13 protein-coding genes are annotated in these 14,338 nt (G+C 37.4%); 10 read left to right on the forward strand and 3 right to left on the reverse strand.

Annotated elements, in window-relative coordinates; translation table 11 throughout:
* The first annotated feature begins 11 nt into the window (after positions 1-11).
* From NST21_RS09490 to NST21_RS09510, 5 genes are all read left to right on the forward strand, one after another.
* Positions 12-1,904: an OPT family oligopeptide transporter gene (locus NST21_RS09490; protein WP_053345409.1), complete on the forward strand. Its 1,893-nt coding sequence runs from the start codon at positions 12-14 to the stop codon at positions 1,902-1,904.
* Complete coding sequence (locus NST21_RS09495) at positions 1,894-2,259, forward strand: PqqD family protein (RefSeq protein ID WP_053345410.1); 366 nt, start codon at positions 1,894-1,896, stop codon at positions 2,257-2,259. Before NST21_RS09490 ends, NST21_RS09495 begins: the two co-directional genes overlap by 11 nt.
* Positions 2,260-2,532: 273 nt before the next feature.
* Positions 2,533-3,342: an SDR family NAD(P)-dependent oxidoreductase gene (locus tag NST21_RS09500; RefSeq protein WP_340888805.1), complete on the forward strand. Its 810-nt coding sequence runs from the start codon at positions 2,533-2,535 to the stop codon at positions 3,340-3,342.
* Positions 3,343-3,548: 206 nt separating this feature from the next.
* The gene (locus tag NST21_RS09505; protein ID WP_340888806.1) at positions 3,549-4,154 is read left to right on the forward strand and encodes a methyltransferase; all 606 of its coding nucleotides are present in this window, start codon (positions 3,549-3,551) and stop codon (positions 4,152-4,154) included.
* A 329-nt stretch (positions 4,155-4,483) separates the two neighbouring features.
* The gene (locus NST21_RS09510) at positions 4,484-5,749 is read left to right on the forward strand and encodes an L-lactate MFS transporter (protein WP_340888807.1); all 1,266 of its coding nucleotides are present in this window, start codon (positions 4,484-4,486) and stop codon (positions 5,747-5,749) included.
* 362 nt (positions 5,750-6,111) lie between these two features.
* On the opposite strand, the gene NST21_RS09515 is transcribed toward NST21_RS09510, so the two are convergent.
* The gene (locus NST21_RS09515) at positions 6,112-6,828 is read right to left on the reverse strand and encodes a GntR family transcriptional regulator (RefSeq protein WP_340892485.1); all 717 of its coding nucleotides are present in this window, start codon (positions 6,826-6,828) and stop codon (positions 6,112-6,114) included.
* A gap of 295 nt (positions 6,829-7,123) precedes the next feature.
* On the opposite strand from NST21_RS09515, the gene NST21_RS09520 reads away from it, so the two are divergent.
* The 5 genes from NST21_RS09520 to chbG are packed head-to-tail and all read left to right on the forward strand — an operon-like array spanning position 7,124 to position 11,215.
* Positions 7,124-7,432: a PTS sugar transporter subunit IIB gene (locus tag NST21_RS09520; RefSeq protein WP_053348020.1), complete on the forward strand. Its 309-nt coding sequence runs from the start codon at positions 7,124-7,126 to the stop codon at positions 7,430-7,432.
* A gap of 4 nt (positions 7,433-7,436) precedes the next feature.
* Positions 7,437-8,786, forward strand: coding sequence for a PTS sugar transporter subunit IIC (locus NST21_RS09525; protein WP_340888808.1), 1,350 nt, complete (start codon positions 7,437-7,439; stop codon positions 8,784-8,786).
* A 16-nt stretch (positions 8,787-8,802) separates the two neighbouring features.
* Positions 8,803-9,150: a PTS lactose/cellobiose transporter subunit IIA gene (locus tag NST21_RS09530; RefSeq protein ID WP_340888809.1), complete on the forward strand. Its 348-nt coding sequence runs from the start codon at positions 8,803-8,805 to the stop codon at positions 9,148-9,150.
* Positions 9,147-10,490, forward strand: coding sequence for a 6-phospho-beta-glucosidase (locus NST21_RS09535; RefSeq protein WP_053345416.1), 1,344 nt, complete (start codon positions 9,147-9,149; stop codon positions 10,488-10,490). Before NST21_RS09530 ends, NST21_RS09535 begins: the two co-directional genes overlap by 4 nt.
* The gene (chbG, locus tag NST21_RS09540; protein WP_340888810.1) at positions 10,487-11,215 is read left to right on the forward strand and encodes a chitin disaccharide deacetylase; all 729 of its coding nucleotides are present in this window, start codon (positions 10,487-10,489) and stop codon (positions 11,213-11,215) included. Before NST21_RS09535 ends, chbG begins: the two co-directional genes overlap by 4 nt.
* Before the next feature lie 459 nt (positions 11,216-11,674).
* Here the strand turns inward: chbG and NST21_RS09545 are convergent, their stop codons facing one another.
* Positions 11,675-12,856 carry an NAD(P)/FAD-dependent oxidoreductase gene (locus tag NST21_RS09545; protein ID WP_053345418.1) on the reverse strand — a complete coding sequence of 394 codons (1,182 nt, stop codon included), beginning with the start codon at positions 12,854-12,856 and terminating at the stop codon, positions 11,675-11,677.
* Positions 12,857-12,894: 38 nt separating this feature from the next.
* On the reverse strand, positions 12,895-13,341 hold the full coding sequence (locus NST21_RS09550; RefSeq protein WP_053345419.1) for a DUF1641 domain-containing protein: 447 nt from the start codon (positions 13,339-13,341) through the stop codon (positions 12,895-12,897).
* Between the last annotated feature and the right edge of the window lie 997 nt (positions 13,342-14,338).

Here is a 14,338-nt window from a genome sequence, read left to right on the forward strand (position 1 = left end):
AAGTGGCTAAATTGTCGAACAATTCAAAAGAAAGTAAATTCGTCCCGTACGTATCTGCATCTAAATCTCTACCAGAATTAACTGTAACAGCTATAATTCTAGGGATTATTCTTGCCGTCGTATTTGGGGCAGCAAATGCATACTTAGGCCTACTTATTGGATTAACTGTCTCTGCTTCAATACCCGCGGCGGTAATCTCCATGGCTATTTTAAGAGGGATTTTTCGTAGGGATTCAATTTTAGAGAACAATATTGTGCAAACGATGACCACAGCAGGTGAGGCCATTGGCGCCGGTGCTGTATTTACTATTCCAGCATTATTCATGTGGGATATCGAAGTGAGTCAAGCATTTATCATTTTCGTTGTATTAACGGGGGGATTCCTAGGAGTCTTTATGATGGTTCCCCTTCGTCAACTTTTAATTGTGAGAGAACATGAAACATTACCTTATCCTGAAGGTACGGCATGTGCTGAAGTACTGAAGTCAGGTGAAAAAGGTGGTACAAGTGCCAAGTTAATCGGAGCCGGATTAGTAATCGGTGGAGTTGTTAAAGCGCTTGGTGATGGATTTAAGCTTTTCAAAACAGAAGTTGAAACAGGAATTTCGAATTTTAAAAATGCAGTAGTTGGACTTGATGCCTTTCCTTCACTTTTGGGAGTAGGTTATATCATTGGACCACGTGTTGCTGGACAAATGCTAGGTGGAGGGTTATTAGCCTGGGTCGTTCTTATACCAGCAATTAGTTTCTTTGGAAGCACCAATACAACAGCTATTTTCCCTTCTGATGTACCAATCGGTGAATTGGACGCATGGGGAATATGGGATAACTATATCCGTTATATTGGAGCTGGTGCAGTTGCTACTGGCGGATTAATCACTTTAATTAAAACATTACCTATTCTTTTCAGTTCAGTTTTTGATACTCTTAAAGGCGTAAAAGCTAATAAAGGACAACTTAAATCTGGTTCTATACGTACTGAAAAAGACATACCAGCTAAATACGTTTGGTTGGGAACAATCATTGTTATTTTAATCATTGCTTTCACACCTATAACAGATGTAGGAATCATCGGTGCGATTGCAATTGCGATTTTTGGATTTTTATTCGTAACAGTGGCTTCAAGGGTTGTTGGAATCGTCGGAAGTTCTTCTTCCCCTGTTTCTGGAATGACTATAGCCACACTATTAATTGTAGCGATTGTTTATAAAGCTACTGGTTTTACAGGTACAACTGGAATGGTGGCCGCTTTAACCGTGGCTGCAATCATTTGTACAGCACTTGCTGTTTCAGGTGACGTTTCTCAAGATTTAAAAACAGGTTATATCGTAGGTGGAACGCCATGGAAACAACAAGTTGCTATGATGATTGGTGTTGTCGCTTCTGCTTCAGTGATTGGGTTTATCCTAGTTCTAATGGATAATGCCTATACAATGGGATCTGCAGAACTTCCTGCACCTAAAGCGGCACTTATGAAAATACTTGCTGAAGGTGTTCTTGGAGGAGACTTACCTTGGACCCTTATCTTTATCGGTGCGGCCATTGCCATCACTTTAGAGTTTTTCGGTCTAAATTCACTAGTTGTTGCAGTAGGTATTTACTTGCCAGTTCATACTAGTGCCCCAATTATGATTGGTGGATTTGTACGTTTCTTCGTTGAATACTTCGCGAAAACAAAAGAAGCACTAAAAGCACGAGTAGATAGAGGTACATTATTTGCATCTGGATTAATAGCAGGAGAATCATTAATTGGTGTGTTTATTGCAATATTGATTGCAGCAGGAGTTCAAGTTCCAGCTGCTGCGAAATTAGCAAGCAATCTGATTCCATTCTTACTATTCCTTGCTCTAGCTGGATTGCTCTGGTTCATATCTAGCAAAGGGAAAAAAGAAGATGCTTCGTAAACGCAAATCACAAAAGAGGAATCTGTTAACAATGGTTCCTCATTTGGAAAGACGCGTCACTTTGGAACATGATTCTTCGGAAGCAACCTTTTTGATCATTCAACGGACCAATTTTGTGGAAAGAATAACGATTCGTTTTTTCAAACAGCCTTCAGTTCGCCGAATCAAGCTAGATAAATTTGGAGCATTTGCTATTCAACAAATGGAATTCCAAAGAAATGTTAATCAGATTTCTGAAGCTATGAGCGAACATTTTGGTGAGGAAGCAGAACCAGCCCTACCACGGTTAATGAAATTTTTGGAAATCCTTGAGGTTCATGATTGGATCATATGGGATGCAGATGAAGAGAAATGAAAAACAAGCTGAAGCATATTTTGATGCTTCAGCTTGTTTTTTGCTGTTTTGGAAAGTCTAGTATAGAGAAAACATATAGAATAATTATTCGAAATGATATCAAGGTAGTCAGGAATTTTATTTCATTATTTCAAGTTACACCTATTTATATATTGAAAAATGAACAATGAGTATAATTATTTGTAATCTACTTATTGCAGGTGCATTCTAGACATGTTGGGCATAAATAAAAAAAAGTAAGAACGTTATATTTTGAAAAGCAGGTGGAGAATTATGGGGAGAGTACAAGGTAAAGTAGCGTTAGTGACAGGTGGAGCATCTGGTATTGGATTATCTATATCCACATTAATGGCTAAAGAAGGCGCAAAAGTCGTGATAGCTGATTTTAATGAAGCAGGAGCTAAGGAAGCGGCAGAAAGCATTAAAAAACAAGGTGGAGAAGCTACCGGAGTATTTTTAGATGCTGGACAGGCAGATTCGATTAAGGCTGCTGTTGACTTTACAATAGAACAATACGGAACTATTACAGTACTAGTTAATAATGTTGGCTTAACTAACTTACATAAAGATCTTGATGTAGTGAATTTAGATTTGGATGAATGGGATCGACTTATGGATGTAAACTTGAAAAGTGTACTATTAGGAAGCAGATTTGCTATTCCACACATGATTAAAGCAGGTGGAGGTTCCATTATCAATACTGCATCAATGGCTGGGTTTGCGGGCGATGCCGTACGATCAGCTTATGGCGCGTCAAAAGCAGGTGTTGTGAACCTGACTCGTTATATCGCTGCACAATATGGTAAAGATCATATTCGTTGCAATGGAGTGGCACCAGGCCTTATTTTAACTCCTGCAGCAAAGGATAATATTCCTCCAGCTGTACTCGATATATTTGCCAAGTATAATGCATTGCCAAACCACGGTGAAGCGGATGATATCGGATATACCGTTGTATTCCTTGCATCTGATGAGTCAAAATTCATTACAGGACAGACGATCCAGGTGGAAGGCGGCCACTATATGGCCAACCCAAGTATCTCCGATTTCAATGAATTTGTAGCAAAAGCACAGTCGAAATAACGATAGAGTAGATATTCATATAATAAACTTTACCCCGAATAAGCACTTTCATTATTCGGGGTTTTTAACATTAGCTAGAAGGCATCTTATGAAAAGAATAATGAAAAAATACAATCCTCGACATAAACCAGGGCTTACTATTAAATTGATTTTTTTATATAATAATCCATGAAAAATCACTATTCCATTTAAGCAGGTGTGTATTAATGAAAGAAACATATTATGAAGAATTGCTAAACATCAAAACAGTAGGAGAACAAAAGGAATTTAATAAGTCTTTGCATTATCATCGTTATGAGCCAACGCCATATAGCGCACTAGAACAATTATTCAAGAAGTATCAATTAAAAAGTAGTGATCGCATTGTGGATTTTGGTTGTGGTAAAGGGCGATTGAATTTCTTTATTCATTACTTATTTCAAGCTTCTGTTGTTGGAGTAGAAATGAATAGAACTTTCTATATAGAAGCTATTGAAAACCGAAATAGGTATATGAAAAAAACGAATAAAAACAAAGATAATATAGAATTTCATTGTTGTTTGGCAGAAAATTACGAGATTGATTTGCGAGACAATCGTTTTTATTTCTTTAATCCGTTTTCCGTGCAAATTTTCATGAAAATCATTAATAATATATTGCTTTCATTCGAAAAGGAACCACGGGAAATCGAATTGGTTTTATTTTATGGATCAAAAGATTATATCTTTTTCTTAGAAAATCAAACCGCTTTTGAAATGAAAGAAGAAGTAATGTTACCAGATTTATCTGAGCATAATCCTTATGAGAAATTTGTCATATATCAATTGTTATAGTAAACAAAACTCTTTTTGGAAGGTAAACTATTCATAAAAAAGTTTCAAATCGAAATGGATATTTTGCATTGAAGGAAAGGTAGTTTCTCCTTAATTATCCAAACTCCAAAAAAACTTGTGAAATTTATCTATTTATTACTATTTTTGTAGAAAGTTCACTTAATTGTGATATTTTATATCTAGGGCAGAAATCTGTTACTTTACCAGTAAAAGTGCACTTCATTGATATGAGGATGTAAACAGCGGTGATCCTGCTGGTAGGTAACCGCAGATTCTGTCACTGGTAGATAATCATTTGCGGTTTATTTTGTTAAGGGGATGATGGAGAAATGGGAAAAACAAAGAATCGGTGGCTGATTGCTGCCTCGGCAGTTGGGATTCACCTGTCGATTGGTTCTGTGTATGCTTGGAGCGTATTTACGAAACCACTCGCAAGTGAATTCGGATGGGATTTGACTGATATTAGCTTAACATTTAGTATTGCAATTTTGTTTCTTGGCCTATCCGCGGCATTTCTTGGACATTTTGTTGAAAAGTATGGTCCTAGAAAAGCTGGTATACTCTCAGCCGTTTTTTTTGGCTTAGGTATTTCGGGTGCTGGTGTAGCGATCAACATGGAATCATTACCTTTACTTTATATTGCATATGGAGTTTTCGGTGGAATCGGACTTGGCGTAGGGTATATCGCCCCTGTATCGACCTTAGTGAAGTGGTTTCCAGATCGTAGGGGGCTAGCGACTGGTCTAGCCATTATGGGCTTTGGATTTGCGGCACTGATTAACTCACCAATCATTCAAAGTTTGATTGGTTCTATTGGAATTGCTAATACCTTTTTCACTCTTGGAACCGCTTACTTTATTATAATGATAGCTTCATCTCTTTACTTGGAGCCTCCGGAGAAAGACTGGCTACCTGATGGGTATAAAGAAAAAATTAAAATGGGAAAAGTGAAGCCATTGCAGGATCTTTCGCAACTAACGGCAAACGAGGCAGTAAAGACAAAACGATTTTATTATCTCTGGCTCATGCTGTTTATTAATATTACCTGTGGGATTGCTATCATTTCAGCAGCATCTCCACTTGCTCAGGAAAGTATTGGATTGAGTGCCGTTGCAGCAGCTGCCCTAGTTGGGGTTCTTGGTGCTTTTAATGGCCTTGGACGTATAGGTTGGGCATCTGTGTCAGATTTCATTGGTCGCCCGAATACGTATTCCGTATTTTTTTCCATACAAGTCATCGCATTCCCACTCTTGACATTTACGGATAATCCAGTTGTTTTTCAAATTTTATTAGCGATTATTTATACCTGCTATGGGGGAGGGTTTGCTTCGATTCCAGCGTATATCGGTGATTTGTTCGGAACAAAGCAGTTAGGTGCTATTCATGGTTATATTTTAACGGCATGGGCAGCAGCAGGTCTTGTTGGACCGATGTTCGCTTCATGGATTAGAGAAACAACAGGTAGCTATTCCCAAAGCTTAATCGTTTTCACAGGTTTTTTCGTGGTTGCTTTGATCATCTCTATATTGATTCGCTTGGATATTAAGCGCTTGAAAAATATTAAGACTAACGATATTAAACAAATCGGTGTTTGATAATATCCTGACAAGTCTATTAATTGAATGTATACATCTCCGAAGGATTGAGAAATCATAAATAAGTATGAATTGGAGTTCAGCAATAAACACCTTTTTATATTAAAGCTTTGTAGAATAATCTTGGTAAAGTCTATATTATTAGCCACAGCAATCCTTATAATGATTGCTGTGTTTTTGTATTTGAAAAACCATGATTAAATAAAATATTGAATTAACCTTTTTAAATGAATTAAAAATGAGAAAACTTCATATGGCACAATATAGGGAATATTATATTCCTTAGATTAAGAGAATTACATATAAAAAAACGAATGGCCTTATTGAAGCAAGTATCCGTCTTTTTTTAGTGTTTAAATATTTTAATAGTTTCGTTCAATAACAAAGTGTGCACGGTCGCCTCTAAAGAGGGTCTTAGAGAATTCAATAACCGATCCATCATTCTCATATGTGTATGTTTCTAACGAAAAACAGGGTGAACCATTAGGGACTTCTAACTTATCTGAAATGGAGTCATCGGCAAGGGAAAATTCCAAGTGTTCGACTGTTTTTTTTACTTTTAAACTAAACTGTGTTTCAAGCACATTAAAGAGTGATTTTTCACAGGCTTCAATATTCAGCCCAGGCGTTTTGTACCAAGGGAGATAGGCTATTTCATATTGAAGTGGGACATCGTTTACGTAACGCACACGCTCTAGCTTGTTGACAGGATCACCTACGTTTTGCTTGAAAAGATTGGCTAGGGTAGCGTTTGCTTCAATAACCTTTAAGCTTATGACCTTTGTAGAGGGGTTTTTCCCTTGCATCGTGACTTGCTCAGAGAACTTTTCAACCGTGCTTGTAAGAAATTGCTTCACTTTATTTTCCGAAACGAAAGTCCCTTTGCCTTGAACACGATAGATATAGCCTTCGACAGTCAATTGCTGTAAAGCAGTGCGAACTGTTGTCCTGCTTACTCCGTATATTTTACAAAATTCCGCTTCAGTTGGTAATTTTGTATTCGTTTGATATTCGCCGTTTTTTATTAGATTGATAATTGATTCCTTAACTATGGAATGCAATGCCGCTTCTTTATTCATGGTTTCCAAAGTGATTCCTCCTAAACTCTTTCCAATATATACATTAAGATTATCTCGGATAAGTTCAATAATCAACATTAAATAATAAATTTGTAGTAACAAATAAAAATTTGTGTTGATATTTTCTATATTTGTAACTACAATATAAATACAGAGGCAATAATACCCAGTTTAGTAATTATCTTTTAAGGAGAGTGATATGAAAAAGACAAATCATTGGTTGAGCAAAAAATGTGTGATTTCATTTATTGTAAAAATACAGAATAATCAATTATTAAAAAGGGGGGTAATTTCAATGAATATCTTATTATGTTGTTCAGCCGGAATGTCTACAAGTTTGCTAGTTACCAAGATGGAAGACAGTGCAAAGAAACAAGGAGTAGATTGTAAAATATGGGCTGTTGGTTCTGCAGAAGTGAACAACGAAATGGATAAGGCTGATGTCATTTTATTAGGTCCACAGGTTCGATATCTTCTTTCTAAGTTACAGGAAGCAGGAAAAGAAAAAGGAATTCCAGTCGCAACCATCAATCCAATGTTCTATGGTCTATGTAATGGTGAAGAAGTACTAAAACAAGCCACTACTTTAATAAAAGGAGAATAAGGATATGATGACTTTTATTGATAAGTATATTATGCCTGGAGCTGTAAGGGTAGGGAATAACCGTCATTTACTTGCAATTCGTGATACGTTGATTGGAATGATAGCGATTACAATGATCGGGTCGTTTGCTGTCCTGTTTAATAACCTTGGGCAAGTCATCAAGCCTTATGGAAGAATGATGGAGGCCATTTTCGGCCCAGCATGGAATACGCTTGGCAGTGATATTTGGTTTGGAACCTTTGTGTTTATGACGGTATTCGCTGTGTTCGGTATTTCTTATAAACTAGCAAGATCGTACGGGGATGACGGTTTTGAAGCAATGTTGGTTTCTGCAGCCTGTTTTTTCTTATTATTGCCTCAAATCGGCAATGTCACTTTAACCATCGATGATAAGGATGTTACAGGCGGAGCGTGGGGATTCGTCAGCGTAAATTATTTTAATGCAACAGCCTTATTTACAGGAATAGTCGTTGCCCTTGTAGCAACAGAGATATTTGTTAGACTTTCAAGAGTAAAATATTTAGTCATTAAATTACCTGATGGAGTACCACCAGCAGTAGCTCGTTCATTTGCAAAGTTAGTGCCGGGAATGGCAACAATCTTTTTTGCTGGTGTGTTCGGACTACTTTTTCGTAAAGTTACAGATGGACAGGTATTAAATGACTGGCTTAGTAAAGTAATTGTCTCCCCCTTACAAAGTGCTGTAGATTCACTGCCATTTGCCATTTTACTAGTATTTCTTGTTCATTTATTATGGATGATTGGTTTACACGGACCAAATATCCTTGGTGGAATTACAACACCGCTTTTTGAAAGTTCGGGGGTGAAAAATATTGATTTATACGCACAAGGTGTCAAAGATATGGACCAATACGGAGTACTGGCAGGTTCTTTCCTAGATGCATTTGTTTATTTAGGTGGATCTGGAGCAACATTGGGTCTGATCATTGCAATGATCATTGCCGGCCGAAAACGTTATAAACAGATGATTGCACTTGGAGGGGCACCAGGGGTGTTCCAGATTAACGAACCCATTCTATTCGGATTGCCTATTGTTCTGAACCCAATGTGGTTCATACCATTTGTCCTCGGTCCAGTAATTACAACAGTTATTTCTTATATAGCAGTAAGTAGCGGAATGGTTTTTCCAATTGTCGCTAAGATACCTTGGGTTACACCACCGATTATTGGAGGATTTCTTGCTACAGGGGGACATATGTCGGGTGCGGTATTAGCTGCTATAAATTTAGTCATTTCAACAGTGATTTATTTACCATTCGTTTATGCCCAAGTGAAGATAGACACAAAAAATAAAACAGAGCTTACAAAAGATTCAGAAACGCTAAACGTTTAAGAAAGTAGTGATAAAAGTGGAAAAAGAAGAATTATACCAATTATCATTTCAACTGATTTTATATAGTGGAAATGCGAGAAGCTTTGCAATGGAAGCTATGCAAGAAGCGAAGAAAAAAGAATTTAATTCTGCTAGATTGAAAATCGCTGAGGCAGAAACAGAATTATTACAAGCCCATAAATTTCAAACTCAATTAATCCATGCAGAAGCAGGCGGAGACCAATTTGACCTTCCAATTCTCCTCGTGCATGCTCAGGATCATTTAATGACAGCCATGACGGTAAGGGATCTTGCGATAGAAATGATTGATCTGCGTGAAGAGTTTTTAAATGCAGATGCTGTGAAGGAGGGGACAGCAGAATGAGTAAGGGGTTAAAAATTGTCACAATTGGCGGCGGCTCGAGCTATACGCCGGAACTGATTGAAGGTTTCATTAAATACCATGAAGAGCTTCCAGTAAGCGAGATTTGGCTTGTGGATATCGAAGCGGGAAAGGAAAAGCTTGAAATTGTTGGGGACTTAGCAAGAAGGATGGTTGAAAAGGCTGGTGTAAAGATTGATGTTCATCTAACATTAGACAGAAAGAAAGCGCTTAAAGGAGCTGACTATGTAACAACTCAGCTACGTGTTGGTCAGCTCGCTGCTAGGGCTCTTGATGAAAAGATTCCACTGAAACACGGAGTTATTGGACAGGAGACGAACGGACCAGGTGGACTTTTCAAGGCATTTAGAACAATTCCTATTATTCTTGATATAGCTCGTGAGATGGAGGAAGTTTGTCCGGATGCATGGTTGATTAACTTCACAAACCCTGCTGGTATGGTAACGGAAGCTGTGTTACGTCACAGTAATATTACCAAAGTCATCGGACTTTGCAATGTACCGATTGGTATGGAGCGTGGAGTAGCGGATTTAATGAACGTGGAGCCCTCAAGAGTGCGGATCGACTTTGCAGGTTTGAACCATATGGTTTACGGCCTCGATGTATTCGTTGATGGGAAAAGTGTGAAAGATCAAATCATTAATCTGATAACAGATCCAGCTAAAGCCGTTACAATGAAGAATATTCACGCAATGGGCTGGGAGCCAGAATTCCTTAGAGCTTTAAATTTGTTCCCTTGTCCATACCACAATTACTATTACAAAACAGGAGATGTGCTTGCTCAAGAGTTGAAGGATGCTGAAAAAGGTGAAACACGCGCTGAGGTGGTTCAAAAGCTTGAAGAAGGATTATTCGAGCTATACAAAGACAAGGGGCTGGCTATTAAGCCACCACAGCTTGAAGAGCGAGGAGGCGCTTACTACAGCGATGCAGCAGTGCGTTTAATTTGCTCGATGCATTCGGATAAGTGTGACATTCAAGCGGTAAATACTATCAACCATGGGGCTATTGAGGGAATTCCGTATGGTTCGGCTATTGAAATTAGCTGTGTGATTACTAAGGATGGTCCGAAACCAATTAACGTAGGAGAGCTTCCAGTGGCGATTCGTGGTCTAATCCAGCAAATCAAGTCATTTGAAAGAGTGTCCATCGAAGCGGCAATCTCAGGTAACTATGATACTGCATTGCTTGCTATGACGATTAATCCTCTCGTTCCAAGTGACCGGGTTGCGAAACTTATTTTAGACGAAATGCTTGAAGCGCATAAAGATTTCTTGCCACAGTTTTTTGAAAAAAAGGAATTGCAGGATAACCTATCATGATTGAAGTTCTTGTAAATGCAGATGATTTCGGGTTAACTAAATCAGTAAATTACGGAATTTTGGATAGCCACAAATATGGAATTGTCAATTCAACAACGATCATGATGAATGCAAAAGCAACGGAGCATGCGATTGAAATCGCAAAGAGGACGCCCTCGTTGAAAGTCGGTATACACTTGGTATTGACATGGGGGACACCTTTGTTGAGCGACGTGCCGAGTTTAATTGACGATTCCGGACACTTCAAGAAACAAGGGGTGGTATATGGTGAACCAGCCGACATTTCTTTGCTTGAATTGGAAAGAGAATGGTCAGCTCAGATTGAAAGATTTTTAGAATTTGGTCTTTATCCGTCTCATTTAGACAGCCATCATCATGTACACGGGATTGAAAATTTTCTGCCGGTTGTAAAAAATCTGACAGAGAAATATCAACTTCCTGTGCGTAATGCTGGAAAACATTTTGCTGGTGTCCAAACCGTTACAGATGTTTTTCTTGATGATTTTTATGGAGAAACGGTGGTTGAAGATTATTTTCAAAATCTCAAGGGTCGGGTAATCGATGGGCAAAGTGTGGAAATAATGACTCATCCTGCTTATATGGATGAAGATTTGATGCAAGTATCTTCCTATAATAGTAATCGCTTAAAGGAAACCGGGATTTTGACAAACGCAAGATTGCCAGAGGGTTTTATCCTTAGATTTGGCATCAACCAAGTTATTTAGTAGGTTCTTTTAGGGGCAAAGATTGTTTCTATATTTTATTGACTTTCAAAAAGGGACCATTCATCTCAAGGATGAATGGTCTCTTTCTATCCTTAGATAATGTATGGAATTTCTCTAAATTGGGGGTTATTTTATGTAGGTATCTTCTGTTCAGGATTTGTGAAGTAGGGGAGGAAAGCCAAGAGACTTGGGTTAATGAAGTTTTTGGTGTAGTTGTAGACGTGTCAATGAAAAATCCTTAATAATCTATATGAACTGGACCACGGGACTGAGAAAAAATATCTAGAATAGCTATTGTGAGTATGACCCTCGATCAAGCAATCATTTATTTTACTTCACGTTCCCCTTGTTCCAGTTCATGGAATACTCGATTTCCAAGCTTCCATTTAAAAATAATCATTTAAAATGGAAGCTTTCAATCATAGTGCAATATTACATTTCTTTAGTTCAACATTTCACTTAATAAGCAAGGCTGAACATTGCCTTAATATGAGACAGGTAACGAACATTACTTGCTTCTTTCATTAATGAAGCTGGTAGACCTTTAAGTGGAGTGTTATTAGCTCCAACTGTAGCAACAGCATCCTTACGACCAAGGCTAGCAAGTGTTCCTGAGTTTACAGGTGAAAATTCTTCTAGTTTTTTGCCTTCTAATGCTGCATATAGGTTGTAACCAACAAGTTCTCCCATTTGCCAAGCATTTTGTGCAGTTGGTGCGTATGGGCGGCCACCTTCTGGAGGGAAAGCAACAGCACTATCTCCTACAACAAATACGTCATTATGAGATTTAGATTGTAGATACTCATTAACAGTTGCTTTACCACGATCTACTTCAAGACCTGATTCACCAACGATAGGAAGAGCAGCAACGCCACCAGTCCAAACAAGCGTATTAGCAACGATAGTTTGTCCATCTTTCAAAGCAATTTCATTTCCTTTAACACCCGTTACAGGCAGACCTGTTAAGAATTCAACGCCACGTGCTTCTAAGCTTACCACTGCACGTTCAATTAAAGGATCAGGTAATACTGGAAGGATTTTTGGACCAGCTTCTACAAGCTTGATTTTCAAGTCTTTGAAGTCTACGCCAAATTGTTTAGCGATTTTAGGGAAATGATCAACGATTTCACCAACTAACTCAACGCCAGTTAATCCACCGCCGCCGATTACAATCGTTGCATCTGCTTCATTTTTTGTTTGTGCATATTCACGAATACGATCTTCGATATGTTTGTAAATTTTGTTAGCATCATTTACAGATTTTAGCACCATGCTATTTTCTTCAAGTCCTGGAATACCAAAGAATCCTGTTTGGCTACCTAAAGCTACAACAAGAGCATCGTATGATAAAGTAGAACCATTAGAAAGTTTTACTTCTTTTTTATCTACTGAGAAAGATTCCACTTTCGAAATGGTAAGATCGATATCTTTTCCTTTGAAAAGTTTCTCTAAAGGTATAGAAACAGCTGGTTCAGAAATTGATCCGCCTGCAAGACGGTGAAGTTCTGTGATGATTTGGTGTGTTGGGTATTGGTTCACCACTGTTACTTGGACTTCATCTTTATTAAAATATTCACGAACAGTTAATGCAGATAGCAATCCAGCATAGCCTGCACCTAAAATGACGATTTGTTTTGACATATTAATCCCCCGTCCTTACTAATTGAAAGTTTAAAGATTTATTTTTTTAGACTATTTCGTTCTGCTGAAATTTCAAGAAAAGCACTCGCGAAACGGAAAAGCTTTTGTGCTTGTGGGTCTTTCATCATTCTTAACAAACCGAAAAGACCGATTACATCATTGTTTTCTTCTGCACGATCTTTAGCCTCGATTGCATTAGCTGCAAGCCCTTTCACTGAATCAACTACAGGTACAGCGATTTCTGTAATCGCACTAACCGTATCCTTTTTTAATACTTCATCAGTTGCTACTGATTGAGCAAAATCATAAGACTTTGTCAAGATACTAACTAGTTCAGTCAATTTTGGCAATTGCTCAACTAAAGTATTCAATGATTCCTGAACCTCAGGCTTTAAAAGCTGATCCAGAATATCCAGTTGTTCTTGATTTGCAGTGAAATTAAATGATTCTTGTTCAGGCTTTGTTTTTGAAGCTACATCTACCATATCTATTTCCCCTTTACGTTAAACTTAATTTGCTTTGTATTAAATTTAAATCTTCACTACTTATCATACGACTCTAGACACTTAATTTCAAATATATTTTTTATGATATGAATATAACTTTAAAGTTATTAATTTAAGATAGTATTTGGGATTTATTATTCATCTTAATATTTCAAGAAAACATTAGAAGTATTCTATGTATAACACTTATTCCCATGGGGATTTAAATAGACTTCCTCCTCCTCAGTAACAGCATTTTATTGCATCAATTTTTGTGATTTAACACCAAAAGAAGGAGACACTTTACTTCCTTGAAATAATGTTAGTACCAAACAAATAATAATTGGACGTTTTCAAGTGTCCTCCATGTCATTAGGATTACTAGAATTTATAGTTGTTATTCAGGATTTTTTAGAAACTAATTATTTTGTTCATATGAGAAAAAAGTCAAAGAGGAACCATGAACTTCTTGCGGCTTTTGCTGACCAGTTGTTTAAGACTAAAAGTTGAGTAAATGAGGCACAGATCCTTACTTAATAAAGTTTTTTTCTTTTCTTATTTTATCGTTGATATATTCAGGAAAGGGATTCTATTAATGCATTTCTAAATATCAAAAATACATTTTGCGGCAATCTTGGATCCGCAAGTGAGAGGAATGAGGTAGATAGTATAATTTTTACTTCATTAAATTGTTTTTTATTTTGGATTATCGTTTATGCTTCATTTCTAGGGAATTAAATTTCGAATGTGGATATTACTTACTTCCTTGTGCTTTTGGTTTAATCTTGAGTGTCATAAGCGTATAAAAGCTTTCAAACACGAAAACTTTTCAAAAAAATCTCTGAGGTTAAAGTTCTTCAAACGGATCTAGGCAATTTAAAGCAGTGAGCTCAGTGAGTATATTCAAATCCAACTGAAATTAAAAGTAGGAGGGACCACTTGAGGTAAATACCGAAGTTAGGTGCATGGTGGATGCTAAAGCCTATCTAGGATAAGA

The organism is Peribacillus sp. FSL K6-1552 (assembly GCF_038005205.1).
Taxonomy (GTDB): Bacteria; Bacillota; Bacilli; order Bacillales; family DSM-1321; genus Peribacillus; species Peribacillus butanolivorans.